This window comes from Pseudofrankia sp. DC12 (genome assembly GCF_000966285.1).
Lineage (GTDB): Bacteria > Actinomycetota > Actinomycetes > Frankiales > Frankiaceae > Pseudofrankia.
On the sequence record NZ_KQ031391.1, the window covers coordinates 1,556,249 to 1,581,882 of the forward strand.

General features: G+C 71.2%; 23 protein-coding genes, 1 tRNA gene and 1 pseudogene. 13 read left to right on the forward strand and 12 right to left on the reverse strand.

What is annotated here, in order from left to right; translation table 11 throughout:
- Positions 1-23: 23 nt before the first annotated feature.
- The 3 genes from FRADC12_RS06285 to FRADC12_RS06295 form a co-directional block, all read right to left on the reverse strand.
- Positions 24-4,538 (reverse strand): FtsK/SpoIIIE domain-containing protein, encoded by a 4,515-nt coding sequence (locus FRADC12_RS06285; RefSeq protein WP_232303643.1) that lies wholly within the window; start codon positions 4,536-4,538, stop codon positions 24-26.
- A gap of 193 nt (positions 4,539-4,731) precedes the next feature.
- Positions 4,732-5,526, reverse strand: coding sequence for a DUF4389 domain-containing protein (locus FRADC12_RS06290; RefSeq protein WP_232303644.1), 795 nt, complete (start codon positions 5,524-5,526; stop codon positions 4,732-4,734).
- 262 nt (positions 5,527-5,788) lie between these two features.
- Positions 5,789-7,921, reverse strand: coding sequence for an NAD-binding protein (locus FRADC12_RS06295; protein ID WP_045875933.1), 2,133 nt, complete (start codon positions 7,919-7,921; stop codon positions 5,789-5,791).
- A 180-nt stretch (positions 7,922-8,101) separates the two neighbouring features.
- Between FRADC12_RS06295 and FRADC12_RS06300 the strand changes: the two genes are divergently transcribed.
- The 3 genes from FRADC12_RS06300 to FRADC12_RS06310 all read left to right on the forward strand — a co-directional run bounded on the left by FRADC12_RS06300 (position 8,102) and on the right by FRADC12_RS06310 (position 9,869).
- Positions 8,102-8,917, forward strand: coding sequence for a siderophore-interacting protein (locus tag FRADC12_RS06300; RefSeq protein WP_045875934.1), 816 nt, complete (start codon positions 8,102-8,104; stop codon positions 8,915-8,917).
- A gap of 133 nt (positions 8,918-9,050) precedes the next feature.
- The gene (locus FRADC12_RS06305; RefSeq protein ID WP_198152800.1) at positions 9,051-9,251 is read left to right on the forward strand and encodes a TetR family transcriptional regulator; all 201 of its coding nucleotides are present in this window, start codon (positions 9,051-9,053) and stop codon (positions 9,249-9,251) included.
- A 186-nt stretch (positions 9,252-9,437) separates the two neighbouring features.
- The gene (locus FRADC12_RS06310; protein WP_198152801.1) at positions 9,438-9,869 is read left to right on the forward strand and encodes a sulfotransferase; all 432 of its coding nucleotides are present in this window, start codon (positions 9,438-9,440) and stop codon (positions 9,867-9,869) included.
- A gap of 53 nt (positions 9,870-9,922) precedes the next feature.
- Here the strand turns inward: FRADC12_RS06310 and FRADC12_RS06315 are convergent, their stop codons facing one another.
- The 3 genes from FRADC12_RS06315 to FRADC12_RS06325 form a co-directional block, all read right to left on the reverse strand.
- Entirely contained in the window at positions 9,923-10,240 is a 318-nt protein-coding gene (locus tag FRADC12_RS06315) for a GNAT family N-acetyltransferase (protein WP_045875937.1), read from the reverse strand.
- Positions 10,241-10,349: 109 nt separating this feature from the next.
- The gene (locus FRADC12_RS06320; RefSeq protein WP_084010488.1) at positions 10,350-10,733 is read right to left on the reverse strand and encodes a winged helix-turn-helix transcriptional regulator; all 384 of its coding nucleotides are present in this window, start codon (positions 10,731-10,733) and stop codon (positions 10,350-10,352) included.
- Positions 10,734-10,740: 7 nt separating this feature from the next.
- The gene (locus FRADC12_RS06325; RefSeq protein WP_045875938.1) at positions 10,741-10,956 is read right to left on the reverse strand and encodes a hypothetical protein; all 216 of its coding nucleotides are present in this window, start codon (positions 10,954-10,956) and stop codon (positions 10,741-10,743) included.
- Positions 10,957-11,323: 367 nt separating this feature from the next.
- On the opposite strand from FRADC12_RS06325, the gene FRADC12_RS06330 reads away from it, so the two are divergent.
- A tRNA-Asn gene (locus FRADC12_RS06330) sits at positions 11,324-11,396 on the forward strand.
- A gap of 327 nt (positions 11,397-11,723) precedes the next feature.
- On the opposite strand, the gene FRADC12_RS06335 is transcribed toward FRADC12_RS06330, so the two are convergent.
- From FRADC12_RS06335 to FRADC12_RS06345, 3 genes are all read right to left on the reverse strand, one after another.
- A complete protein-coding gene (locus FRADC12_RS06335) occupies positions 11,724-12,827 on the reverse strand; it encodes a baeRF2 domain-containing protein (RefSeq protein ID WP_045875939.1) in 1,104 nt (367 codons plus the stop codon).
- A complete protein-coding gene (locus FRADC12_RS06340; protein ID WP_045875940.1) occupies positions 12,824-13,135 on the reverse strand; it encodes a hypothetical protein in 312 nt (103 codons plus the stop codon). Before FRADC12_RS06340 ends, FRADC12_RS06335 begins: the two co-directional genes overlap by 4 nt.
- Positions 13,136-13,269: 134 nt before the next feature.
- Entirely contained in the window at positions 13,270-14,637 is a 1,368-nt protein-coding gene (locus FRADC12_RS06345; protein WP_045875941.1) for a phosphoribosyltransferase family protein, read from the reverse strand.
- 457 nt (positions 14,638-15,094) lie between these two features.
- Between FRADC12_RS06345 and FRADC12_RS06350 the strand changes: the two genes are divergently transcribed.
- The 4 genes from FRADC12_RS06350 to FRADC12_RS06365 all read left to right on the forward strand — a co-directional run bounded on the left by FRADC12_RS06350 (position 15,095) and on the right by FRADC12_RS06365 (position 19,878).
- Positions 15,095-16,003: an alpha/beta fold hydrolase gene (locus tag FRADC12_RS06350; protein ID WP_232303645.1), complete on the forward strand. Its 909-nt coding sequence runs from the start codon at positions 15,095-15,097 to the stop codon at positions 16,001-16,003.
- 342 nt (positions 16,004-16,345) lie between these two features.
- Positions 16,346-17,056, forward strand: a complete 711-nt coding sequence (locus FRADC12_RS32045) for an alkaline phosphatase family protein (protein ID WP_045875943.1) — start codon at positions 16,346-16,348, stop codon at positions 17,054-17,056.
- An 8-nt stretch (positions 17,057-17,064) separates the two neighbouring features.
- On the forward strand, positions 17,065-18,162 hold the full coding sequence (locus FRADC12_RS32895; RefSeq protein WP_232303646.1) for a histidine phosphatase family protein: 1,098 nt from the start codon (positions 17,065-17,067) through the stop codon (positions 18,160-18,162).
- A gap of 645 nt (positions 18,163-18,807) precedes the next feature.
- Positions 18,808-19,878, forward strand: a complete 1,071-nt coding sequence (locus FRADC12_RS06365; protein WP_045875944.1) for a hypothetical protein — start codon at positions 18,808-18,810, stop codon at positions 19,876-19,878.
- A 53-nt stretch (positions 19,879-19,931) separates the two neighbouring features.
- On the opposite strand, the gene FRADC12_RS33770 is transcribed toward FRADC12_RS06365, so the two are convergent.
- The 3 genes from FRADC12_RS33770 to FRADC12_RS06375 all read right to left on the reverse strand — a co-directional run bounded on the left by FRADC12_RS33770 (position 19,932) and on the right by FRADC12_RS06375 (position 21,706).
- On the reverse strand, positions 19,932-20,060 hold the full coding sequence (locus FRADC12_RS33770) for a hypothetical protein (protein ID WP_255355175.1): 129 nt from the start codon (positions 20,058-20,060) through the stop codon (positions 19,932-19,934).
- A 41-nt stretch (positions 20,061-20,101) separates the two neighbouring features.
- Positions 20,102-20,389, reverse strand: a complete 288-nt coding sequence (locus tag FRADC12_RS32900) for an SDR family oxidoreductase (RefSeq protein WP_052710732.1) — start codon at positions 20,387-20,389, stop codon at positions 20,102-20,104.
- A 318-nt stretch (positions 20,390-20,707) separates the two neighbouring features.
- Positions 20,708-21,706, reverse strand: coding sequence for an IS30 family transposase (locus FRADC12_RS06375; RefSeq protein ID WP_045875091.1), 999 nt, complete (start codon positions 21,704-21,706; stop codon positions 20,708-20,710).
- Positions 21,707-21,863: 157 nt separating this feature from the next.
- On the opposite strand from FRADC12_RS06375, the gene FRADC12_RS29325 reads away from it, so the two are divergent.
- From FRADC12_RS29325 to FRADC12_RS06395, 5 genes and pseudogenes are all read left to right on the forward strand, one after another.
- On the forward strand, positions 21,864-22,385 hold the full coding sequence (locus tag FRADC12_RS29325; RefSeq protein ID WP_198152802.1) for a PASTA domain-containing protein: 522 nt from the start codon (positions 21,864-21,866) through the stop codon (positions 22,383-22,385).
- A 726-nt stretch (positions 22,386-23,111) separates the two neighbouring features.
- Positions 23,112-24,626, forward strand: a complete 1,515-nt coding sequence (locus tag FRADC12_RS06385) for a GMC family oxidoreductase (protein ID WP_045875946.1) — start codon at positions 23,112-23,114, stop codon at positions 24,624-24,626.
- Entirely contained in the window at positions 24,623-24,850 is a 228-nt protein-coding gene (locus FRADC12_RS06390) for an FAD-dependent oxidoreductase (RefSeq protein WP_045875947.1), read from the forward strand. Before FRADC12_RS06385 ends, FRADC12_RS06390 begins: the two co-directional genes overlap by 4 nt.
- A gap of 10 nt (positions 24,851-24,860) precedes the next feature.
- Positions 24,861-25,061, forward strand: a pseudogene (locus FRADC12_RS34810) (aromatic ring-hydroxylating dioxygenase subunit alpha); the annotation flags it as partial.
- 53 nt (positions 25,062-25,114) lie between these two features.
- Entirely contained in the window at positions 25,115-25,621 is a 507-nt protein-coding gene (locus tag FRADC12_RS06395) for an SRPBCC family protein (protein WP_232303647.1), read from the forward strand.
- Positions 25,622-25,634: the final 13 nt, after the last annotated feature.

Sequence of the window (25,634 nt, forward strand, 5' to 3'; positions counted from 1 at the left end):
GGTGCGGACATGAGGTGCGGCCGTCAGGTTGCCAGCTGGATCAGGGTTGTGGCTCCCCGGATGGTGAGGTAGCCGCGGCCGGGTGGGGTGGCGAAGAGTTGGTCGGGTTCCAGGCGGAGGTTGTGGTCGCGGGCGGTGTGCGGCGAAGTCGGAGTTAGCAGGAGGACGCCGCCGGAGGTCCTGATCTCGTTGGTCACCTTGAGCAGGGCGCGGCGCTGGCCGTTGAGGATGGGAACGGCGTCGCCGCAGAGAACGAGGGCTTGGTGTCCGGCGGCGGCTGGGCTGGCGGCTTCTTCCAGCAACGTGCGCGCGTCGGCGAAGTTGACGACCGTGGGCTCGATGGTGAGGTGGTCGCAGTCGTCGACGATGACGGCGAACCGGCCACCGTCGAAGGCCGCGGCGGCTTCGCGGAGCCAGGTGTCCTTCACGTCGCCGGCGCGGACGAGGCGGATGCCCTGATCACCGTCGCCGAGCAGGGCGGGCAGTGGCGATCTCGGCGGCGCGACGACCAGCGCGCCGACGCCGGCGCGCCGAAGGACCCTGATGATGGTCGCGGCCGCGGTGGTCCGGCCCGATCCGGGCGAGCCTGACACGAGCAGCGCGTGCGGGCCCGGACCGAACAGGTCGACACCGACGGCCGTCACCTCCTTGCCTCCGACACCGAGCGGCAGCCAGGTCGCGGAAGGCGCAGGATGCGGCGGCGGTAGCTCGTCGGCTCGCACGCGGATCGGCATCGACGGGAACGCGCGCGGCAGTCCAACGGCCAACGGAACGACCGCCGCCGGTGGCAGGAATGCGTTGCGGTGGGTGCCCGATCCGGCCCCGGCCGGGGGTCGGCCGTTGGCGGCAGGGTTGCTCCGGGATGGACGATCCGTCCTGGCCGGCTTTCCGGTACCGGACCGGCCAGGCGCCGGTCGTAGCCCCGATGCGCGGGCATCGCGAGGTGCGGGGCCGAGCTGGAGCTGGGTGACGTACTCGGTCAGGCGGCCCGCCGAGAGGTGGGAGCGGGCCAGGTGGACGTGCGTGCCGGTCGCGGCGTCGACGGCCCGGCCGGGCAGGTCGGGTGGGCTGGCGGTGCCGGTCGGATAGTGCAGCCGGCGGAGTTCCTCCTTTCCGAACGGCAGCAGGAGCCGGCGGGTGTACAGGGCCGCGGTTCGGCTGCCGGCGAGGTCCTGGCCGCCGAGCAGGACGACATGGATGCCGACGGGTGGACCGGCCGCGATCACCTCCCGTAGCTCCTGCAGCGGGGTCGTCTCGACGAAGTTCGGGTCGGCCCGATTCTCGAAGTGCTCCCAGCCGTCAACGATCAGGAGGATCCACGGCCACCGCGAACTCGCACCTGGCCGCCCGGTCAGGGGCGCCTGGCCTGCGTCGGCGAGACCAGCCGGGCCAACCCGGGCGGTCCGGCGGATGCTCACCTCTTCGTGCAGCCAGGCGGCCAGCCGGCGCACGCGGTCGGGTTCCGCGATGGAGACGACGGCGCCGCAGTGCGGCAGGGCCGCATAGGCGTCTAGTCCGGCCGGTTGGCGCTCGATCACGTAGATATGAGCCTCGTCGGGCCGAAATCGGGAGGCAACGCCCGCGACGAGGGCGCCGGCCAGCGTGGTGCGGCCGCTTTGCGGTCCCCCGGCGACGAGGAGTCGATCCGTGCCGGCAAGGTCGAAGACCAGCGGCGGTTGCGCCTGGGCGGCCGGTTCGTCGGCCAGCCCGAGCGGGATCTCGGTGGCGCCCACCGGTGTCGTCGCGGCGGCGGCCAGATCGGCGATCGTCAGGTCGGCGGGCAACGGCGGCAGCAGGGGCCGAAACGGCGCCGGTAGGGCTGCGTGGACGGCCGCTTCCTCGATGGCGCGGATGGTCAGGGTCTGATCGGTGGCGGCACCACGGTGGTCGATCTTCGCCTCCGGCCGCGGGAGGCCGAGCGCGCCCCAGTCGACGACGCGGACTCGGGCCGGCGGCGCGCCGTCGGCGGGGGGCGGGTCGCCGAGGTAGCCGGACTGGAACGGCCGCGGCGCGCGGGTCTCGTCCTTGGTGAAAAGGATCAAGCCGCGGCCACGCAGCCGGCCAGGGATGGCCGCCGCGTCGGGGACGCCGAGGACCTCGACGCTGTCGGCCGGCTCGTTCTGCCGGAGGGTGATCCGCAGGTCGATGTTGTTCTTCAGCTCGGCGGACAGCTTTCCCTGCAGCGACTGGGTGGCCAGTACGAGGTGCATTCCGAGCGACCGGCCCTTGGCGGCGACGTTGACCAGCTCACTCAGGAAGTCCGGGGACGTCTCCAGCACCCGGGCGAACTCGTCGAACACAAGGACGAGCCGCGGTAGGGGCGTCGACGGGCCTCCGACGCGGAGGGCGCGCCAGTACTCGTCGATCTCGCCGCCGTACCGGGCGAGCAGCCGTTCCCGCCGGTGGACCTCGGCTCGGACCGAGGCGAGCACGCGCCGGGCGGCCGCCTCGTCGAACACCTCGGCAGCCGTCTCCCCGGTCGAGCGCAGCAACGCGACCACATGGGGACAGTTCTCGAACGGAAGGAACGCGCTGCCGCCTTTGAAGTCGATGAGCACCAGATTCAGCTCGTCTGGCGTGTTCGCCAGCAACAGGGAGGTCACCAGCGTCTGCAGCAGGATGCTCTTGCCCGTGCCGGTCGCGCCGGCGAGCATGGCGTGCGGTCCCTGCGCGGCGAGGTCGACGGTGACGGGTCCGTCGGCGCCCGCGCCGAGCACGACGCGGGTGGCCGGTCCCGGGCACGTGGCCCACAGCTCGGCGACGGCACGGGCGGTCGGCCGTTGGATGCCGAGCAGGTCGAGAAGCCGGACCTCCCGGGGAATGCTCGCCGAGGTGCCACCCAGGCTCAGCCGGTCCCGCATCGGCGCGACGGCGCGGGCGAGCTCCGCTGCCAGGTCGGCGCCGAGGCCCTCCGCGCGGCCACGGATCGGCGGCTCGCCGCGCCCGCGGGTGAGCTCCAGGGCGAGCTGGTCGTCGACGACGCAGGTGCCGCGGCATTCGTTCGGCGCGGTCCGGTCGACCGCGAGGACGTAGACCCCGGCCTCGGGACCGTCGCGAAGGATCGCCTTCATGCCAGGCAGGTTGCGCAAGGCGAGAGCGCCGTCCAGCAGGACGACGACGTCCTCCTGGTAGCGGACCTGGGTGTTCCCGCGTCTTTCGGCCAGCCGGATCGAGATCAGCTCGCGGAGCTCGCGGACCCGGTCGGCCCGGGTCGTGGCCGTGTTCCCCAGCCAGCAGGGGAGATCGCCGGCCTCGCCGTCGCCTGCGTGCGGTAGCCAGGTCGCCCAGGCGAGGTCGGCGTCGTCGTTCGAGGTGATGAGCACGAGGCGCAGGTCATCGGGGCTGCGCAGCGTGCCGAGCTGGATCAGCAGCCATCGGGCGAGCGAGGCCGCCTCAGCCGTCGACCCGACGATTCCAAACACTCCGACGGTACGCAGGTCCACCGTCAGGGGGATCCCGCGTAGCGCGGGCTCCCGGAAGCCGGCCCAGCGCTCGCCCCGGATCGCGAACGAAGGCGTGGCGGTGCCGACACCGAGCCGTAAGCACAACCCATCCGGCGAGTCCGCGTTGCGCGGCCACAGCTGCCGGCTGGCGCCCGTCGCCGCAAGTGTGAGGTCGACCAGATCGGGTGCCTGCGCCCGGCGGACCCTCTCCTCGTCGGCGAGCCGCACGGCGAGATCACGGGCCACGGCGGCCGTGGCTTCGTCATAACGCTCGCGGTCGAGCCGGCGTTGGCGCCGGTCGCTGAACTGGGTGCCGATCACCCCGATCGGCCCCAGCAGGCACATCAGCAGGACCAGCGTCCGGTGCGTGACCACCGCGAGCACCAGGCCCATCGCCACCGGCAGCAGCGCCGAGAGCCACGTACCCAGCCGTGAGGTGGCCGGCCGGGTCGGTGGCGTCGGCAGCACGATCTCGGCTGGCTGGACGGCCGGTGGGGAGACGAACGTCCGGTCGAAGTCAAGCCGGCCGTCACCACCCGGCTTCGTGACCAGGCCGGCGGCCGGAAGCGGAACCCATTCCATCCGGTCGGAGCCGACCGTGAGTAACGCGCCGGCCGGCAGTGACGCAGGCTCGGTCAGCCGCTCGCCGCCGAGGAAGGTGCCGTTGAAGGACCCGGCGTCGACGGCTGCCGCTCGGCCGAGGACGTCGATCTCGATCTCGACGTGCTCGCGGGACGCCTGTTCGCAGTGCAGGACGAGGTCGGCGTCACCGGCGCGGGCCGCCGTGCGCCGGCCGGGCGCGAGCCAGGCGACGAGCCCCGCGTCATGGCCGTCGACGACCCTCAGCGCACCGACTGCTCCCGGCTCCGTCGCTCGCTGACGCGGGCCGGGCGCGCCGATGCTGACCGTCGCGCCCTGGAGCAGCGGGCTCTCCCCCACAGTGGCCGCCGGGTCGAGCAGCTGCTCACCGACGTAGCACGGACGGCCGGCGGCCGGCAGCGGCAACGCGGCCAGGATGGACGCGACGGGCGTGGCGGGCTCCACGGTGATCTCGACGTCACGGCTCGCCCCGGTGGTCGCGTGTCGCACCGTCACCCTGATGATCACACCGGGCTCGCCTCCGGGACGCGCGGTCGCCGCCGTGTCTATGATCTTCTGTGCGCTGTCAGACTAGCCGGAAATCGCGCCGCTCCGGGCGGGGTTGAACCTCTCCGCACGCGCCCGGCCGCCGGCCCGATACGGGTCGGCGGCCGCGCTGAGACGTTCCGTTCCCGCTGTCCTGCAGCGGTTAAGAGCCGGTGACGGTGGCCGTGGACGCGGCCGGCCAGTCCGGCGCCGGGGGTGTGGACGTGGGCGAGGGGTCCGGGCCGCCCTGGTCGAGCCGGAACGGCGGGTAGACGTCGGTCAGCAGGGCCGCGTAGGCGATGACCCTGGCGGTCCACCGATCCAGGCCGATGATCAGGTCGTACAGCGGCCGCGGGTAGCGGCCCCTGAACAGCAGAAGCACGGCGGCGACCGCGATCAGGAGGCCGAGCAGCCCCGGCGACCCGCCGAGCCCGTGGTCACCGTGCAGGATCCGGTGGCCGCCGCCCCAGCCGCCGGTCCCGGTGAGCGCCGCGAGCACGAGGTACTGCGGGATCGCGAACAGCCACCACTTCACCAGGACGAGGCGGCGCGAAAGGCGCTCCGGATACGCGACGTCGAAACGGGCCGGATAGTCCGGCACGTCACCGAGCGTGAACGGCGGATACCGGTCGGTTCCCAGGGCGCCATACGCGTAGTACCGGACCCGCCAGGTCCAGCGCAGGACACCGACATTGAACCGGAAGATTCCGCGTGGGTAGCGGCCGGTGAACAGGATCGCGAAGAAGGCGAAGACCGTGAGCAGGACGAACGCGATCCAGAGAAACACCAGGATGATCGAGTGCGGGATGATGAGGAACCATTTGACCAGCCACAGCCAGCGCGAAAGCCGCTCGTCGGGCTCGGGCTCGGCGTCGAGACGGACGGGGTGGCCGGCGTAGGCAGGCAAAGGGGCGGACATGGGCGGGGAGTCCGGGTAGGGCTCGGTTGGCATCGACATTCGCTTTCCTTGTGCACCGGGTGACGTTCTGACTCCAAGATCCCCGCTTTGGGCGCGTTTGGGGTCCCTGCCGTTAGCCCCCAGCTGTCCCGCGCCGGGTCCACCGAAAGAACGACCGGTGGATCGGCCGGATGGTAGAAATCAGCCGAAAGAACGACCGCCGGACCAGCCAGGCGGCCCACCTCGGGCGGCGGGCGGATGGGCTGCGGCGCCACCGGCGACAATCACGACCTGTGGCAGGCCGGATGAGACGGCGGAAACGTCAGCGGTCGCGCCGTTCCGGCTCAGCCACCCCGCGGGCGGCTGCCGGCGCGAGCCACTCCGATGCGAGGGCGTCGGAGGGACGCTGGTTGCGACGGATCATGTCGACGACCTCGGTCACCGGGCCGACGACCAGCAGTTCGTCGCCCGCCCGCAGCCGCGTGTGGCGGCTGGGCCGCAGGTTGGGGCGGCCTGGTTCGGTGCCATTCACCGCCCGGCCGGGAGTCTTCCCGTTGGAGCCGGTCTTGCCCGGTTCCGCCACGGACGCGGCGGTGACGGCGAGGATGCGGGCTCCGGTGGCCAGCTCCGCGAGGGTCGGGCCGACCAGGGCGGCACCCCGCCGGACGACCATGCGAGCTACCAGGAACGGGGTGCGTTCGAGGTAGAAGGTGCTGATGACGTCGTAACCGAGCGCTGCCCCGACGAAGTAGGGCGACGCGAGCGCCGCGGCGCTGCGCACGGTGTGGATGTCGAAGCGACGTTCGACCTCGGAAGTCATCGACGAGTCGGCGACGCGCAGCACCACCCGCAGTGCGGGCTCGTCGTGGGCGGCATCCGGCGCCGGGCCGGCCCCGCCGCGGGCATGCCGCTGGTAGGACCGGCCGCCCGCCTTGCTGGCCGCGTGGCGGGCCGCCACCCGCTCGTAGCGGGCCTGGGCGAGCTCTTCGTAGGCGTCACGGGCGGACAGCGCAGTCTCCAGGTTGGCGACGCCGTCGCTGGTCAGAGCCGCGATCGCGGTCGCGCGACCGAGCCCGGCCTGCAGCAGGGTCGTCCGCACCGTCGCGTCGCCGATCACCACCGGGACGCCACGCTCACGGGCAACCGGCAGGAACCGGTTGTGTTCCTCTCGCTCGATCACCACGACGTCACGGCCGGCCCGCAGCAGCCCCTCCATGGTCGCCGTACCGATCTTGCCAAGCCCGCAGAGCACCACATGGCCGCGCAGCGCCCCGGCCTGGCCGCGACCGAGCGCCTTCTCCAGCCTCCGGCTGATGATGACGTTGGTGATGAAGGCATAGATGACGGCGATCGACAGCGCCCCGACCAGCATCAAGAAGATGCCGAACACCTGGAGCGCATGGCTCGCCGCCCCGAAGTTGAAGTCGCCATAGCCGACCGTCGTCATCGTCTCGACCGTCAGGTAGAGCGCGTCGAAAGCGTCGAAGTCGCGGGGCGCCGCCGGATCGTTGGCGGCGTAGGTCAGCCGCAGGACGACGGTGCTGAGGACCACGATCGTGAACACGGTGCCGAGCGCCCAGCGGAACGGCCCGTCGAACTCGCCGCGCACGGTCGAGACCAGCGCCCGGAACCGGCCATGCGACCCCTGGCCCACGTCGCTCTGCTGGAGGGTGACGGTGCCGGACCGTTCCTGGCGCCTGCGCGCAACAGCGGCGATCTCAGCGAACGTGCGGGCGTCGTGCATACCGGCAACCGTCAGCCCGCGGGCGTCGAACTCGGCGAGACGCCCCAGCATCGTCAGCTGGTCCCCCGGCGCCAGCGGAATGTCTCTCGGTGGGCAGAGCACTGGGTCCCGGTCGGCCTGCCGACGCAGCGCGATCGGGGTGAGGTCGCCATAGCGGGCCCGGAACGCGTCGGCTTCGTCGACGGTGGCGTCAACGACCGCGAAGACCTCGGATGCCTGCTCCTCACGGCTGATCGCGGAGTCCGTGAACGCGGAGTCCGTGAACAAGGTGAAGGCGTGCACCACGTCGGACCGGATGCAGGCCTCGACGAAGCTCGGCCCGACCCGGTCCGCCATGTTGATCACGGTCGCGGCCGGGATCGCGGCGGAGAGCTGGTCCCCGAGCTGCGCGTTGTCGATGCTCACGACCAGCCGCGTGTCCGGGGCGACCTCGGCGGCGGCGATCGCGGTCTGCAGGTTGTCCAGATCCAGGTCCCCGCAGGCCGCGACGGCCAGAGCGGTGTCGATGTCCGCCTCGCGCAGCGCCTCTGGGCTGTGCGCGCTCTCCGGGACGACCCGGACGCCGCTGCGTTCCAGCCGCCGCCGCGACCCCGTCGGGTCGCGGTCGTCGACGACCACGACCTCGACTCCAGACGCCACCAGCTGCTCGGCCACCCGTGAACCCAGGGCGCTCAGCCCGCAGACGATGACGTGCCCCGTCACCTTCGCCACGCCGTTCGTGCCTCCTCCGCCCAGGAGAGCGAACCACGACCGTCTGTCCACGGTGGAACGGGTCCGTTTCTCCGTTGGAACAGGCCCGCGGGACGAGCGGGACCCAGCCGACCCGACCGGAGCCCTATCTCGATATATCGGGATATGCTCGAAACGGTCATCGAGGGTCGAGGAGCAACCATGACGACACCATCTACTCGGGGCACCGCCGGCCGCCGCGGCCATCGTCCGCCGCCGCGCCAGGTCGAGGTCGTCGGGGTCGAACGACTGACCCCGCGCCTGACCGCCGTCCACTTCGGTGGGACCGGACTCGCGGGCTTCCCCACGCCAGCGCCAACCGCCCACATCAAGGTCTTCCTTCCCGACGAGAACGGCGCACTCGCGCTGCCGCAGGCCGGTCCCGACGGTCTGGTCATGCCGCCCGGGAAGCGGCCGACGATGCGCACCTACACGCCACGTCGTTACGACCCGGCCACCAACACCCTTGAGGTCCAGTTCGTGCTGCATGGCGCGGGCCCGGCGTCGACCTGGGCGCAACGGGCGGCGGTCGGCGACCAGGTGGCCGTCGCCGGTCCCGGCGGCCGGTTCTCGCTCGACGAGAGCGTGCCGCACTGGTGGATCGGCGCGGACGAGAGCGCGATCCCGGCCGTGGCGACCCTGCTGGAGGCACTTCCCGACACCGCGACCGCCGAGGTCCATCTGGAGGTGGCCGGCGCCGAGGACGAGCTTGCGCTGCCCGCCCCGGCCGGTGCCACGATCACCTGGCACCATCGCCGCGTCGCCGACGCCTGGGGCGCCGATCTCGCCGCGGCGGCACGGTCCGCGGCACCGCCGCCGGGCACGCACGTCTGGGTCGCCTGCGAGGCAGGTGCCGTCCGCCAGCTGCGGACGCATTTCCTGACGGAGCGAGAGTGGCCCCGCACCGCCCTCACATCCAGGGGCTACTGGCGCCTCGGCGCGGCCGACCATCCGGACCACGACTACGGCGAGGACTAGCCAACCCGCGCACCAGTGACGAACTCAGCGTCGGCGCTGATCCGTTCCCAACCTCGCGACGGCGGGTCCCGGCCGTTCCCCGGGGCCAACGGCAGGGTTGAGTCGAACTGAGACGTGTTACATGATCCGTCTCATGCCGCGGGCAGTGATCGCGACGGACCCGGCCACCAGGAACGCGGTGCTGTCGGCGGCGGCGGAATGCTTCGTCCGGCATGACGTCACCCGGACGACCGCCGCCGACATCGCCCGTGGCGCCGGCATCTCCCGGGTCGTTGAAGTCGAGCGAACCCGCCCCGACCCGGATGCGTACCTCGCCGGGCCCGGGCACGGGTAACTCGAGGCGCCACCCGGGCTCGACGACGCCGATGCGCGGCCTTCCTGCTGCCGTTCCACACCGGCGCACTCGCGGTGCTGCACCGGGCCCAGCTGACGCCCGCCGAGACGTTGCTGGTTCATGCCGGTGCCAGCGGGCTCGGGACCGCAGCGATCCAGCTCGGGCGGGGCCTATCCAGATGCGCGGGTGATCTGGACCCATCGTGACCCGGCGCCCGTGTTCGCCGCGCTGGCCAGCCTCAACAACGCCGCTCAGCGCCCGCTGACCAGCCGCGCTGACCCGCGTCCGACGGCCGAGGAATGGAAGGGCAAGGCTCGCCGGGCAATCAGCGCGGCGATGGCGTTCGACGCCGCCAGCCCGCCCGGCTGGTGTGTCCACGTCCGTTCCGACCAGCTCATGGCCGACCCGGTCGGCGCCGTCACCAGTCTCTACGAACATTTCGGCCTGACCGTCTGGGACCTGCATTCCGGCCGCATGCGCGCCTGGCTCGCCCAGGTCCCCCAGGACGCCCACGGCCGCCACCGGTACACGCCGACCGACTTCGACTGGACCTACCCGCAGCTCACCGCCGAGTTCGCCGGCTACACCAGTCGCTACGCCGTCCCGACCGAAACCTGACCGACGCTCGGCGCGAGCCCCGCGTCACGCTGGCCGGCCGGCTACCTGTGGCCTCAGCCTGCTGGTTCGCGCTCGGTGCTCCACTCGGGGTCGACAAGGTCCGCGAAGTCGGGGTGCTTGCCGATCCAGGCGTTGATGAAGAGGCAACGCGGCCAGACCTTCAGGTGGCGGGCACGCGCCTCGTCGAGCACACCGCGGGCGAGGTCACCTCCGACGCCCTGACCAGCGAACTCCGGAAGTGTCTCCGTGTGGTTGAAAGCGATGATCCCTGCGTGCAGCGAGTAGGTGACGAACCCGGCCAGAGCGCCATCGATGTCCAGCTCGAACCGGTGCCGCGCGGTCACATCGGTCAACCTGCGCTTACCAGGCATGGCTGCCCCTCCTCGGTAACGGGTCCGGCAGCCCCACGGTCCCATGCCCAGGCCCGTTCGTGACGTCCGGTCGAGCACCGATCGCTCGGGCCGGGTGGGCGCCAGCCGGTCAGGGCTCGTCGCGGGCTCGAGTAGCGGAGTTGCGGGGAAGGCGCTGGCGGGCGCTGAGGCCCGCCCAGCCCTCAGCCCAGTCGGACAGCGGTTCGAGCAGGCCCTGCAGCCGGCGGCCGTTCGAGGTGAGCCGGTAGTCGCCGGCCTCGTCAACCTCGAGCAGCCCCGCCTCCCGTAGCTCCCGGGTCCGCTGGGTGAGCTGCGCCGACGGAGCGTCGAGCAGCGATTCGAGCGCCCGGAACGACCGCGGCGCCGTCCGCAGGGTCCAGAAGATCATCAGACTGTGCCGTCGGCCGAGCAGGTCGAGCAGCACGGCCAAGGGCAGATCGGAACTGCCCGTCGACCGGTTCTCCGGCGCCGGGCGCGAAGTGGATCGACTCACCAGCCGCTCACGCGCCGCCCGGGTGGCTGCCGATCAGCGTTCTCGCCCGCCGATAGGCGCCACCCGCCTGCGCGGAGACGATGCCAGCGACGCTCTGCACCTCCGGGCGATCCCACACGAGGCGGGCCTGCCGGGTGATCTCGTCATAGCTCTCGCGGCCCGCGCGCGTGCCGAGCACGTAGCCGAGCCCGAACGCGACGGCAACCGTGGGGCGGATCCGCATGCTGCCTCCCGAGGACTGGGCCGAGCAAGGTAGGCGACGCTGAGCTCGGTGGAGCCCTGTGACGTCGACCGGGTCAGCTGGCCTGCGTACAACCTCCACCCGGACGGGACGGGTCGAGCCTGCGCGCGGCCCACCCCGACCACAACGGACCTTACCCACCTGCACCGACAACTCCAGGCCCGATCGTCGGCCCCCGTCGAGGACACCGGCCACCGACAGCCCGGCAACGAGCCGTCAACGCGCACCTACCCCACCACCGAACCGCCCGAACCTCCGGTAAGCTGACTGACGTCGACCCAGGCCGAAGCAAGATCCCTCCGCAAGATCCTCCCGGAGGCGGACGCATCGGTAGAATCGACGCGAACGGTCCTGCGTAGCTCAATTGGCAGAGCAGCCGGCTGTTAACCGGCAGGTTATAGGTTCGAGTCCTATCGCAGGAGCCTGACCAGCACGTTTGTATGATTCTTTGAGTCATTGATCATGCGGGTACCGCTTTGTTCGTCGGCCAGCACCCGTCGTCGGCACCTTTCACGATCTTGCGCGAGCACCACCGCTGCGCCCTTTGTGGCACGCGCCGCATTATCTGATCATGGGCCGGGAGGCGCCGCGGACAGGTCCCCGCGAGCCGTCGGCGACGTCGCGAAGGGCGCACCGGACGGGCGCGACGCGAGTGGCGCCCATGGACGTGGTGTACGGATTGCGATCGCCCGCTGGCCTGCTGGAGTGGCGGTCCGTGAACTGAAACGGCCACCAGGCCCTGGTGTGGATCAGGCCGCCGCGCTGGCGTCCACGTAGCGCGGAAGTACCCCGACGCCACCGGCCAGTGTTACGACGTCGGGCGGTGCGGCCACCAGTTCGGCGCCAGTCCCTACGGTCGCGCGGATGAGCGCCGCGTCGGCTGGTTCCTCGCGGGGATGGCCCACCCCGATGGACCGCAGGTCCTGCGCCGTGAGGGCAAGGTGCGTCGGCTCCGGTCCTACCCACAGCGGCCGGGTGAACGCTGCGGGAGGGTTGACCAGCAGTGCCTGTGCCTGGCCGCGCCGCAGTGCGGCGACGGTCGCGGCCATGCCCTCGACGGCCTGGGGATGTCGCGCCCGCTGCGCCAGAAAAACGTTGACCATCGTCCGGTCTCGATGGCCCAGGCGGCCGTGGAACACGTCCCGGAGGGTGTCCTCCAGCAGCGCCCGGCCGCCCGCGGTTCCCGCGAACTCGGCGTCGGCCTCGACCGTCGCGGCGCGCAACACTCTCGGTAGCTGGTGAAGCAGGTCGCGACGTGCCCACATGTCCCCGGCCAGGACGATCATTTCGCTGCCGTGGGCACCGGCCAGGTCCTCGAGCTGGGCAACGACCTCGGCGGCCCGGGAGCGCCATTGGGCGGCCTGTAGCTGCCAGCGGCAGCGTAGGCCTGGCGAGGCCGCGCTCGTGGGCCAGCGACCGGTCTCGACTTCCACGTCGATGCAGGTCTCTGCCTGCCTGGTCGCGCCCCGTTGGCTGCGGATGACCAGGACGGCCACGTAGGGGATGTCCGGGGCATGTGCGATCGCGAGCCGCATCATGTCTGGAAGAGGACCGTACCGGGCGCTGTCCCGCGCCGGCGGTTCGGCTAGCTCCTCGACCAGCGCGAGCCGGTCCTGCGCCGCGACGATCGCCTGGCCGTGCCGGCCGGATACTTCCAGGTCGCAGCCGACCGCCGCCGCGGCGGCGGTGATCGCTGCCGGGTCGGCGCCCTGGCTCCGCAGGTCGTCGCGCAGGTGCCGCCAGCGCAGCTCCACGGCCTTGCGCGGGTCGTCGACGTCAGTGGAGGTGTCCAGGTAGGCACAGGCGTAGGGGCCGGGTCGTGCGTAGACCGGGTCGAGGAAGGACAGTTTCACGGCGGCTCCTTCGTCAGCACGCAGCACTCGCCATCAAGGACTTCGCGCCTGGCCGCCGCTACCGGCCGCCTCCCGGACGCCCCATCAGCCGGGAAGATTCCCATGTGGCCCAGAGGCACCTCAACCAGCCGCTCCCGCAGCGGCGGGACCAGCGGTAGCCGCTCGGCGACATGATCCAACAGCCATCCGACGGTGAGCTCGCTGCCTGCCCCGCTGGGGTCGTACAGGGCCAGGCCTGCGACGTCGCCGAAGGTGCGTCCGTTCTCCCACGCGAGGAACTGAGCGCCGAGCGGGGTCATCTGCCGCATGGCTGCCTCACCTGAGTCAGTAACGCCGGGTAGCCGTCAGGGGTACCTGGAACCATGCCCTCATCCGTGGCGCGGTGAACCCGGCCAGCCGTGGCCGAGGCGCGGATAACGGGTTGACGACGATCCGCGGGTGGTCAGCCGCCGCGATGGGCCCCGACGAGGCCGAGGTGGTGGATGAACCAGTCGCGGGCGAGGTCGGCTACGGTCTCCAGCGCGCCCGGCTCGGAGAACAGGTGGGTGGCCTCCGGGACGACGGCGACCCTGCTTTCGCACTGCAGTACCGCCTGGGCCTGGTTGTTGAGCTCGAGGACGAGGTCGTCGTCGCCACCGACGATGAGCAGGGTCGGGGCGCGGACGGCCGCCAGTCGCGAGACGGCAAGATCGGGCCGGCCGCCCCGGGAGACGACGGCAGCGATATCGGAGCCGGGCTCGGCGGCAGCCCACAGCGCAGCGGCGGCGCCGGTGCTGGCCCCGAAGTAGCCGACCGGCAGACCGCCGACGTCGGGCTGGCCGCGCAGCCAGCCGGTCACGTCGACGAGCCGGTGAGCGAGCAGGCGGATGTCGAACACGTTGGCCCGGTCAACCTCTTCGGCCGGGGTGAGCAGGTCGAACAACAGCGTCGCGAACCCGGCGGCGGCCAGTACGTCGGCGACGTAGCGGTTACGGGGGCTGTGCCGGCTGCTGCCGCTGCCATGCGCGAACACAACCGCGCCGCGGGCTCCGCCGGGAACGGTGAGCCGGCCAGCCAGGCGGACCGGGACAGCCGGGATGTCGACCTCGACGTTCCGGACGGGCGAACGGGTCACGGTGGCAGGAGCAGGAGGGTCAGGGGCCGTAGCCGCAGCGGCCATGGGAGCGGGTGGTGCCGTCGCTGCGGCCAGGTCCAGGAGGTGTACCACTTCGTCGTCGGGGGTCTGGGAGAAGTCGTCATAGAACTGGCCGATCCCGAAGAACGCCTCCGGGGTGTACAGGCAGACGACCTCGTCCGCGTCCCGGCGCAGCTGGCCGATCCGGTCCGGTGGCGCGACCGGAGCCGCGAGCACGACCCGGGCCGCACCGACGGCACGGACAATTTGACAGGCCGCGGACGCGGTCGACCCGGTGGCGATCCCGTCGTCGACCACGATCACGACGCGGCCGGCCAGCGGCACACGCGGACGGGAGCCGCGGAACCGGCGGGCTCGGCGGTCCAGTTCCTCCCGCTCACGCGCCTCAATGGCGGAGAACTCCTGCGAGGTGATGTCCGCCAGCCGCACGACCTGGTCGTTGACCACCCGGATGCCGCCCTCGGCGATGGCGCCCATCGCGAGCTCGGGTTGGAAGGGTACGCCGAGCTTACGCACCAGGATGACGTCCAGCGGGGCACCCAGAGCCCGCGCGACCTGGTAGGCGACAGGGACGCCACCACGAGGCAGCCCGACAACAACGACATCCTGCCCCTGCAGATACGCCAGCCTCCGGCCGAGCTGCCGACCGGCGTCCACGCGGTCACGGAAAGTCATGCTCCACGCCTCTCACCGCCGAATGTTCTGCCACCAGGTACCGGCCGCTTCCCCGGCCGCCGCAGGTCGTATGACCTGCCCGCGACCGTGGACGGGTCGGCAGTCAGGACGTTTCTGACCTGCCCATGCCGGCCAGACACCCCTCAGGTGGTCGTCCCCAGTTCCCGGGCGCCGACACTCGCGGCGATCAGATCTGCGCCGCGCGACCCGGGGCTGGCGGGGCAACGCCTGTCGAGCTCCAGCGTCAACGTGGCCGCCGGCCGTGGTGCGGCGCCGGCCATGCGCTGTCCGCGGGCCTCGGGTGACGTGCAGGACGTCAGCTACGGCGGGCCGGTAGTCACCCCTGGAGGGATGTGTCGCGCGGTTCCTTCACCTATCGTCTGGTCCCGTGAGGCATCAGGTTGTAGACGCCCGGGGGACGCGGATCCACTGTGTCGAGGAGGGGTCCGGGCCGTTAGTGCTGTTCGTCCACGGGTTCCCCGAGTCGTGGTACTCGTGGCGTCACCAGCTGCCGGCGGTCGCCGCGGCCGGCTTTCGCGCTGTGGCGATCGACGTCCGAGGGTACGGAAGGTCCTCCGCCCCCCTTGAGATCGGGGCGTACGGAATGCTCCAGCACGTCAACGACAACCTCGGGGTCGTGGAGCGGCTCACCGGCCGGGGCTCACCGGCGATCATCGTCGGCCACGACTGGGGGGCGCCCATCGCCGCCCACTCGGCCCTGTTGCGGCCGGACATCTTCACGGCGGTAGCGCTGCTCAGCGTCCCCTACAGCCCGCCGGGCGGTCGTCGGCCCACCGATGCCTTCGCCGAGATAGGGAGGCTGGCCGGCCCGGACGAGGAGTTCTACATCAACTACTTCCAGGAGCCGGGACGGGCCGAGCGCGAGATCGAGATCGACGTCCGGTCCTGGCTGCTCGGCTGCTACATCGCGTCGTCAGCTGACGGGGAGGCATCGACGCCGGCCGAAAAGACCGCCATCACCGTGGCGCGCGGAAAAATGATGCGGGACCGCTTTCCCACCCCCGACCGCCTCCCTGCCTGGCTCACCGAGAACGACCTGGATTTCTATGTCGAGGAGTTCGAACGGACCGGGTTCCGGGGAGCCCTCAACCGCTACCGCAACGTTGACCGGGACTGGCAGGACCTCCAGCCCTGGAGAGGCGCACCCCTCCGGGTTCCCTCCCTCTTCATCGCCGGCGAGCAGGACAGTCCGACCCAGTGGGGAGGCCGAGCCATCGCCCGCTTCCCCGACACCCTGCCAGGCCTGCGCGGCAGCCACATCCTCCCCGGTTGCGGCCACTGGGTTCAGCAGGAACGAGCCGATGAGGCCAACCGCCTCCTCGTGAACTGGCTGAAAACCCTGTAGGCGTGCCGCTGAAGACGCGGCTCAGAACTGACCGGCCCTGCGGCGCGCCTTGCGTTCGGCTGCTCGCGGGTCAGGGCTATCTCCTTGATCGTCGGACGATCACAGACCGCCTCGCTGCGCCGACCCCGGTCCCAGATCAGCGCGCACGACGCCCAGGATCGGAAACGCGGCGTTCCTCGGGTTCCACCGAAACGATCCCGACATCGACTGAGTGCGTCGGTAGCGTCTCCGCAGCCAAACTCCGCCGGTCCACCGGAGAGCAGCAGGACGACGTCCGCTGGCGCCGCCGCCGTCCCTGGCTCCCGCGATTCGCCAAGAACTCCGTCGGAGGACGCGAACAGCATGAGCGGTCCCAGGTTCGACGAGCCAGGTCCAGGCACCGACTACCGCAGCCCGCAGCCGTTTCGGGCTTCCGTCGACCGTCGCCGGTTCCTCCAGCTTGGCGGGGCCGTCGCCGGCACGGCCGCCCTCGCCAGCACGGGCGGACTGGCCAGCACGGGCGGACTGGCCAGCACGGGCGGACTGGCCAACACGGGCGGACTGGCCAGCGCCACGCCGGCCGTGGCCGCCACCCGCGCGGCCAGTTCCACCGGGACGATCGCGGGCCTCAAGCACGTCGTGATCCTCATGCAGGAGAACCGCAGCTTCGACCACTACTACGGCAGCCTGCAGGGCGTCCGCGGCTTCGGCGACAAGCAGGCGCTCCAGTGGCAGAGCGGTAACACGGTCTTCCAGCAGCCGGACACGGGCCGCAAGGACCTCTGCTACCTGCTGCCGTGGCGGATGAACTCCACGACGATGAACGCGATGAACGCGATGAACGCCGGCGACCTGGACCACTCCTGGTCCGGCGACCACAGCGCCCGCAACAGTGGCCCGTGGAACAACTGGGTCAAGGCCAAGGGCGAGCAGTCGATGGGCTGTTTCACCCGCGCCGACCTGCCGTTCAACTATGCGCTCGCGGACGCCTTCACCATCTGCGACGGCTACCACCAGCCTTCTCGATCTACGGCCCCGACGGGTTCGTCCGGTCGTTCGCCGGCACGGTCGTGAAGGCCGGCGTGACCACCGGCGCCATCCCGCAGGCCTCGGCGACCCCGGTCACCTCGGCCACGTCCGGCGGCGCCGCGTCCCTGAACATCTCACTCGGCAACGCCGGCCAGACAGCGCTCATCTACACCATCACCCCGAACGACTACGCCGGCAGCACCGAGACCGTCCCGATCGCCTACAACGGCCCGGACGACGATCACCTGGCCCGTCGACGCCGACGGCTACTACGACGTGATCTTCACGGCCAACACCACCGACGGCTTCACCCGTCGCTCCGCGGGACGCGTCCAGTAACAGCCCGCCGGACTGGGACCGGGTCCCGCCGCCCGTCACGGTGGGACCCTGTCGCCTCGCGGGATCACACCGACGCCGTCATCGGACGGCTGACCTGCTACCGGCCGCTAGACTCGGCCGCGATGCGCCTCATGCTGCTCCGCCACGGCCAGACTCCTCACAACGTCGCCGGCGCCCTGGACACCGGGCGTCCGGGAGCAGGGCTGACCGCCCTCGGGCACGCACAGGCACGGGCACTGCCCGCGGCCTTCGGCGGCCAGAAGATCTCGGCGATGTACGCCTCGGTCCTGGTCCGCAGCCAGCTCACCGCGGCTCCCCTCGCCGAGGCCCGTGGGCTGACGGTCGGCGTGGAGGAGGGCATCGAGGAGATCGTCGCGGGCGACCTTGAGCTGCACAGCGGCAAGGAATCCATCTCGGCCTACCTAGACGTCGTCAGCAGCTGGATCCGCGGCGATCTGGGCCGCGCGATGCCCGGCGGCCAGACCGGCCGCGTCTTCGTCGACCGGTATGACGCCGCCATCGCGAACGTCGCCGCCGCGCACGCCGACCAGGACGCCGTCCTGGTCGTCAGTCACGGCGCCGCGATCCGGGCCTGGGTCGGCATTCGGGTCCGTGGCGTCGGGTCCGTCGAGGATCTCTGGCTCGCGAACACCGGAATGGTCCTGCTGGAGGGCGGCCTGTCGACCGGCTGGGACCTCGTGCGGTGGCAGTCCGAGCCGATGGGCGCGGCCGCGCTGCCCGATGTCGTCGCGCACGATGTCACCGGCGCCCCGGTCCTCGAGGCCGTTTCGGAGACTCGCGAGGCCGGGTAGCCGCCGTCCCGACCAGTTCGACGGGAGCCGTTCTAGCGCAGGCTGCCGAAGAACTCGCGGAGATCCTCGACGACGAGGTCCGGGTCGGTCGTGTAGGCGGCCAGGCCTGGAACCACATCGACGCGGTGACCGCCTACCTCGCCGACCGCTTCGCCGGCAAGCCCGTCACTCCCTCGTGCCCTTGACGAACGGGTGAGGGCCCCGTCCGCCAGGCCGGTGCCTGATAGCCCGAGCGCACGCCGATACCCGGACTCGAAATCCGGTGGGAGCTCTCTGAGGGCAAGAAGGCAGGCAAGCGCGCTCGGTTGCCGAAAGCCGCGAGGAGGCGCCCGGGCTACCGGGCAGGTTGCCAACGCTGACGTAACTGCCAGAGTCACCCCGTCGTCGAATTCGACGACGGGGTGACTCTGCCAGCTGGCCGCTTCCGCGTCCTTGAGGTTGCCCGGCCCAGCCCCCCGTTGGCTGGGCCGGGCCACAACGTAGCCGGGGCGGGGGCGCCCGTCGCCACCGTTCACCGGCCTGATCGGTACCGGATGTCCTGTCCTGTCCCGCCGGGACGGCCGAAACGGCAAGAATTGCCGCCGTAATGAAGTGGACGGACAACGCCGCGGGAAGGCCGCGGCGGAACCGGGGGGAACGGAAGCAATGTCGCACACGGGGGAAACATCGCCGGAGGACCCGACCCGGGTCTCCAGCTACCAGGACCTGCACAAAACGATCACCGACCTGTGGGGACGGTCCAACGACCGGTCGGTCGAGTCACGGACTGGCCTGTCCAAGACCACCATCAACGACCTGCGGAACGGGCGCCGTCGGCTGACCGAACACTCGGTGACCCGGATCGTCGAGGCCTTCGACCCTGCCCGCCGCACAGCCTGGTTGGCCGCCTGGGACCGAGTGCAGCGCACGGCCGGGCTGGGACCGGAAGCCGGCCCGGCCGCAGCCGGAACGGGAACCGCACCCGAGGCCGGCGGCCGCACCAACGAGACGCCGGCGACGGTCGCCGGCGACCCGCCGCCCACCGATCCGGCCGAGTCCCGCCCGGCACGGCCGGCCGAGAGGCGGCCGGCGCCATCGGCCCGGGTGCTGGTCGGCGCGGCGACCGGTCTTCTCGGGGTTGGCCTCGGCGCCGGCATCGGCCTGGGCGCGCTGCTGTTCGGCGGCGGCACCACCCCCACCGCCACGCAGGCCCCACGCACCGGGTCTGGCCCACACGGCTGCTACAACCTGCCGCTCAGGGCGACGGCGACCGCGGTCGAACAGCGGGGCGCCGACCAGTACGGCGTCCGCGTCGCCCAGGCCTCCTACACCTACTACGCCTCCTGGAACCCGTCGTTGGAGGTGGGCGGCCGGCTGTCGGCCCCGGTACCGGCCGGCAAGGAACTCGTCGGCGCCAGCTGGGCCGATCCCGGCACGACCGACTCGACGCCCCGGCACAACCCGGGCAACGGCCGCTACTACCCGGGGGACGTGCTCACGGTCTCCGACCAGCTCTGCTTTCGCGGGCCGCGCGCCGTCATGGGCTACCCCGGCTACCCCGGGATCACGACCCGGATCTACATGATGCTGGTCGACAAGGGCGGGGCGACGGTACTGGCCCGCGACGCCGAACGGCTCGACGGGTTCACCGACCGCGACCTGGCTATCCGCGGAGCCGACATCATCGGCTATTTCGACGTCCCGTCGGCGACGATGACACCGCCGCCGGGCAGCTGACCTGCTGGCCCGCTGTGGCCCGGCCACCGGCCCGCGGCACCTGGATCGCCAGGTCAGCTCGGAAGGGCTCTGGGGACATAGCGGAAGGGTGCGTGGGCGGGGTTGAGGACAAGCTCGGTGCCGGGCTCGCCGGTGCGGAGGAGGTCGACGATGGCGGCGGCGACCTCGTCGGCGGTGAGCATGGGGACTCCCGCGGCCCGGAAGTGATCGCGGGCTCCCGCGGTCAGCGGGGTGTCGACGAGCCCGGGACAGACGGCGCTTGCCGGCGCGTGACCGGCAGTGCGGCGCGCAGGCCATAGACGACGGAGTGCTGGCTGACCCCGACGACGGCCTGGTAGCGGTCGAGGTCGAGAGTGGCGGGGTCCTTGCCGACGGAGTTGATCCCGGCATTGAGGACGAGCAGATCTACCCGGTCTCCCGCGACGGCCACCATCCGCGCGGAGGTTCCGGGGTCGGTCAGGTCGCCGATCAGGGCTTCGGCGCCGATCGAGGCGGCGGCCTGCGCGGGCAACTGTCACCGCGAGATGTGATGATGGTCACATCTCGCTTCACTGCTGGCGGAACACCCGGCCGGGGCCACAATGTCACCCAGAACCGCAATGATCCGGCTTGCTCCCAAACAACGAATACGCGCTCTTGCTTCCGCCTACGCGTGCCGTTGTCCGGGGTGCGGCGGTTCCGGTCGCAGCAGTACTCACGGGGGAAATCAATGCCTACGCCACTGCCATCTGGGCTGAGTTTCGTTATGTCACCGCGCCTGGTACGCCCCCGCGAGGATGGGCGAGTGGGCCGCATGGCACCAGCGACGAGACTGGGCGGAATCAAGCGGTCATGGCGACACATGACTTTCCAGCAGCTCGGTAAAGACCTCGAGCGGCGTCGCCCATTTGAGCGTCTGCCGTGGCCGCCCATTCAGCTGCGTGGCCACCATATCAAGTTCTTCCTGTGTGTGCAAGGACAGGTCTGTGCCCTTCGGGAAGTACTGGCGCAGCAACCCGTTGGTGTTCTCGTTCGAGCCGCGCTGCCACGGTGAGTGCGGGTCGCAGAAATACACGGGAATACCGGTGCGGACGGTGAAATCGGCGTGCCGGGCCATCTCCTTTCCCTGGTCCCAGGTCACCGAGTTCCGCATGAACTCGGGCAGGGTCTCCATCTTCTTGCCCAGCAGGTAGGCGACCTTGTCGGCGTTACGGTCGTACGGTATTCGCACCAACATCACGAACCGGGTCGTGCGCTCGACCAGCGTGGCGATCTGCGACTTGTTGCCCTTCCCGATGATCAGGTCGCCCTCCCAGAAACCGGGGACGGCGCGGTCCTCGGCCTCCTTCGGCCGCTCGCTGATGTTGACCATGCCGACGATCCCGCCCCTGGTCAGGGTGCTGCGCGACCGGTTGACCCGCCTGGCCCGGCCCTTACGCAGCGCGATCTTCAGTTCCGTCCGCAGCTCGCCGCGCGCCTGGAGGTAGAGGCACTCGTAGATTGTTTCGTGGCTCACGCGCATGCTCTCGTCGTCGGGAAAGTCCGTGCGCAGTCTCTCGCTGATCTGCTTCGGCGACCACTTCTCGACCAGGCCGGTGTTCACCGCGTCGTGCAGCTCCTTCGACGCGACGAGTTTCCGTTCCTTCGGGCGGGCGCACATCAGATCACACCGTGCCTGCGCATCCACCGCCCGATACGCCGCGGCACCGCCGTTACGCTCGATCTCCCGGGAGATCCCCGAATGATGACGACCGAGCACAGCGGCGATATACCGAGCCGAACGCTCCTGACTCAACTCCCGCGAGATGACCTCGCGGTCCTCCACCGTCAACCGCTCCCGTACGCCCATCCACCATCCAGCCCCTCGACACCATCGCGATCATCCTATCGGGGCGTCGCTACGACCGTTTGATGCCGCCCTGCTTGCGCTAGTCGCCCTCACCGCCGTTGTCGTCACCGGCACGACGGCCTGCGGGCCGGCCAAGGCGCCAAATCGGCCGGCGCCTGTGACGGTACCGGATCTCGTCGGCTCTGTCGCCGGCACAGCCGAGCAGCTCCTCACGCTCCGCGGGCTGAAAGTGGACAGGGCAGCCGACAAGACATGCACGACGACGCCGGTCGGATCAGTCTCTGCCCAACAGCCGCCGGTGGGCACTGAGGTCGCGCCGGGTGCGACCGTCAAGCTCTCGGTCGTCGATCCAGCCGTCGAGGCGCCGGCATCGGTTGGCGAGCCCGCCAACCACGCGGCCGATGACCTGAGCGCATGCGGTTTCCAGATCCAGGTAATCAAGCAGCACAACGGAGACTATTCGGCGGGCGACATCTTCCAGTCGGATCTGGTTGCGCTCAACGGAGCAGCCACCCGCAACAGCACGGTCACACTGCACGTCTCGGACGGCCCGGAACCTTCCTGGTGGCACAGGGCGTGGTCGGGCCTGTCGGGCCTGTGGTCGAATATCGTTGCGAACGTCATATATGACGCCATCAAGACCGCCGGCAAATGGGTCCTCGAAAAATCAAGAAAGTAGTAGGCCGGCGCGTTGAGGCTTATCGCCCCAAAGGTGGCCTGCGGGCCACCGCTTGTCGCGGAACGCGTGAAGCAGCCACGTGAAGGCGGAGGTACGGCGGAGTGCGCGCAGCCCGCGGCGAGCAGCCCGCCCTGCAAGGCTGCGCGGCCATCAGCGGTGTCGGCGGCCAGGCACAGACTCCATGCCGGCACGCCGAGCTTGTCCGTCATGCCGCCGCGGATGTCGGCGGCGGACACCGGGTACGAAACCTGTTCGTCGGTCCACGCACCTCTGCTCGCCGTCCGTGCCGATCCGGCCCGGGCGCGCGGGCCACCGCGGCACCGCCGGCCGGCGCCGGTGGCAGGTCGTGGGCCCGCTCGTCGCAGTGGGCGTGACCGCCGGCTTCGGGTACCACGTCGCAACCGCCGGAGTCATCGGCGCCAATATCGGGTTCGGGCTCGCCGTCCTGTTCGGCGCACCCCTGGTGGCCGTCCTGCTCGTGGTGGCGGCGGCCCGAGGATGGGCCCTGCGTGCCCAAGGAAATCTTCGCCGACGTCGCCGCCGCCGTGCGCAGGGCCGCGGCGGACATCGACGCGGCGGTCGGGCATCTCGCTTAGATCCAGGAGTTTTCGCGCCGGTAAACACCTTCGGCGGGCCGTTGACCACCGGGAGGCCGCCGCCTGATCCTGTTGCGGCAGGGGCAGCAAGTTGTGCTATCCGCAACAGCAGGGACGGACGGGGCTGCTGATGGAGACGCGCGGCGGGTACGACGTGGTGATCGTCGGCGGCGGGACGGCCGGCGCCGTGGTCGCCGCCCGGCTGGTGGAGCGGGGCGCGACGGTGTGCCTCGTCGAGGCCGGGCCGAGCGACGTCGGAGACGAGCGCGTGCTGCGGCTGCGCAACTGGATCAACCTGCTCGAGTCCGAGCTGGACTACGACTACCCGATCACCGAGCAGCCGCGGGGCAACAGCCGGATCCGGCATTCCCGGGCGAAGGTGCTGGGCGGCTGCTCGTCACACAACACGATGATCAGCTTCCTGCCGCCGCCGGCCGACTTCGCGGACTGGGTCGCCGCCGGAGCGGCGGGCTGGACGTATGACTCGCTGTTCCCGCTCTTCCAGCGGCTGCGGACCAACATCGTGCCGGTGGCGCCGCGGCACCGCAACGCGCTGACGGAGGCCTTCGTCGCGGCGTCCGCCGAGGCACTGGGCGTGCCGGTGGTCGAGGACTTCAACGCGAAGCCGTTCGCCGACGGCGCGGGGTTCGCCCCGGTCGGCTACTACCCGGAGACCGGGGTGCGCAGCTCGTCCTCCGTGGCGTACCTGCACCCGATCCTCGACCATCCGAACCTCACGCTGCTGACGGGCACCTGGGCGTACGACATCGAGGTCGACGGCGGCCGGGCCGTCTCGGTCGCCACCAGCCGCGGCGAGATCCGCGGCGACCAGTTCGTGCTCTGCGCTGGAGCGATCGACACCCCGAGGCTGCTGCTGCTCGCCGGCATCGGGCCGGCCGCGGACCTGGGCGGGCGGACCACGATCGATCTCCCGGGCATCGGGGCGAACCTGCTCGACCACCCCGAGTCGATCATCATGTGGGAGGCGACGCGGCCGCTGCCGGACGAGGCGGCGATGGACGCCGACGCCGTGCTGTTCGTCCGGCGGGACACCGCGCAGGACCGGCCCGACCTGATGTTCCACATCTACCAGCTGCCGTTCACGGTCAACACCGAGCCGCTCGGCTACCCGGTCGTCGACAACTGCTTCGGGCTGACGCCGAACGTGCCCCGGCCGCGCAGCCGCGGGCGGCTCACCCTGGCCGACGACCGGCCCGACACCAAGCCGCTGCTCGACTTCCGGTACTTCACCGACCCCGAGGGCTACGACGAGCGGACCGTCGTCGAGGGCCTGCGGATCGCCCGCGAGGTGGCGCGCGCCGCGCCGCTGCGGGACTGGATCGCCCGCGAGATCGCGCCGGGCCCGGCGCTGACGACCGACGAGGAGCTGTCGACGTACGGCCGGGCCGCCCACCACACCGTCTACCACCCGGCCGGCACCTGCCGGATCGGCGCTCCCGGCGACCCGCTGGCGGTGGTCGACCCGCAGCTGCGGCTGCGCGGGCTCGCGAACGTGCGGATCGCCGACGCGTCCGTCTTCCCGACGCTCCCCTCGGTAAACCCGATGGTCACGGTGCTGCTGGTCGCCGAGCGCTGCGCCGACCTGATGACGGCCGGCCCGGCGACAGCCGACCTGGTGACATGAGCCCGCGGGTCGTGATCGTCGGAGCCGGCATCGTCGGGTGCGCGCTCGCCGACGAGCTGACGATGCGCGGCTGGACGGACGTCACGGTGCTCGACCGCGGCCCGCTGTTCCGCACCGGCGGCTCGACGTCACACGCGCCGGGGCTCGTGTTCCAGGTGAACCCGTCGCGGGCCATGGCCGGCTTCGCCCGGTACACCTGTTCGACCCCGCGCGCGCCGCCCTGACCGCACCCCGATGACGACCCCGGCCGGTCCGAGCCTGCTGCCCACCCTGCCCGGCGCCGCGTACACCTCGGCGGAGGTCTTCGGCCGCGAGCAGGAACGCATCTTCGAGCGGCTGTGGACGTGCGCGGTCCACGGCTCGGACATCGCCGAGCCCGGCCAGTTCCGCACCGTGCCGATCGGCCGGGAGAACGTGCTGATCACCCGTGCGCTCGACGGGTCCGTGCACGCGTTCCTCAACGTGTGCCAGCATCGGGGCGCGCGGCTGTGCGCCGAGGCCCGGCCATCCATCCGGAGCTGGTGCGCGTGCTGCCGGAGTTCGCGCGGGGATTCGCCGCGCAGTACTACGTCGGGCACGGCGCCGAGTTCGGCCCGGATGTGGCTGGCTTCACCGTCGACGGGTCAGCCGGCGTCGAACGCCTGCCCGGCCTGGCTTCGGCCCAGGACCGCCGCTACTACGCGATCACGATCCGCCCGCAGGTCTTCGTCGATCTGGTCCCCGACCACGTCATCCTGCACCGCATGTTCCCGGTCGCGGCCGACCGGACGCTCGTCGAGTGCGACTGGCTGTTCCTGCCGGAGGTGGTGGCGGCGGGCACCGGTCTCGACCGCTCGGTCGAGCTGTTCGACCGGGTCAACCGGCAGGATTTCGACGCCTGCGAACGCTGCCAGCCGGCCATGGCCTCGCGGGCGTACTCCGCGGGCGGCGTGCTGGTGCCCAGCGAGCACCACCTGCGCGCGTTCCACGACTGGGTCCAGCGCCTACAGGCCTGACCCGAGGCGCTCG

Coding starts and splice junctions, on each gene's coding strand:
- FRADC12_RS06385 (WP_045875946.1), top strand. CDS start 23,112: ATGGAGACGCGCGGCGGGTACGACGTGGTGATCGTCGGCGGCGGGACG.
- FRADC12_RS06290 (WP_232303644.1), bottom strand. CDS start 5,526: ATGTCGATGCCAACCGAGCCCTACCCGGACTCCCCGCCCATGTCCGCC.
- FRADC12_RS06375 (WP_045875091.1), bottom strand. CDS start 21,706: ATGGGCGTACGGGAGCGGTTGACGGTGGAGGACCGCGAGGTCATCTCG.
- FRADC12_RS06325 (WP_045875938.1), bottom strand. CDS start 10,956: ATGCGGATCCGCCCCACGGTTGCCGTCGCGTTCGGGCTCGGCTACGTG.
- FRADC12_RS33770 (WP_255355175.1), bottom strand. CDS start 20,060: ATGCTCACCGCCGACGAGGTCGCCGCCGCCATCGTCGACCTCCTCCGC.
- FRADC12_RS06315 (WP_045875937.1), bottom strand. CDS start 10,240: ATGCCTGGTAAGCGCAGGTTGACCGATGTGACCGCGCGGCACCGGTTC.
- FRADC12_RS06365 (WP_045875944.1), top strand. CDS start 18,808: ATGTCGCACACGGGGGAAACATCGCCGGAGGACCCGACCCGGGTCTCC.
- FRADC12_RS06390 (WP_045875947.1), top strand. CDS start 24,623: ATGAGCCCGCGGGTCGTGATCGTCGGAGCCGGCATCGTCGGGTGCGCG.
- FRADC12_RS06345 (WP_045875941.1), bottom strand. CDS start 14,637: ATGACTTTCCGTGACCGCGTGGACGCCGGTCGGCAGCTCGGCCGGAGG.
- FRADC12_RS32045 (WP_045875943.1), top strand. CDS start 16,346: ATGAGCGGTCCCAGGTTCGACGAGCCAGGTCCAGGCACCGACTACCGC.
- FRADC12_RS06340 (WP_045875940.1), bottom strand. CDS start 13,135: ATGCGGCAGATGACCCCGCTCGGCGCTCAGTTCCTCGCGTGGGAGAAC.
- FRADC12_RS06300 (WP_045875934.1), top strand. CDS start 8,102: ATGACGACACCATCTACTCGGGGCACCGCCGGCCGCCGCGGCCATCGT.
- FRADC12_RS06305 (WP_198152800.1), top strand. CDS start 9,051: ATGCCGCGGGCAGTGATCGCGACGGACCCGGCCACCAGGAACGCGGTG.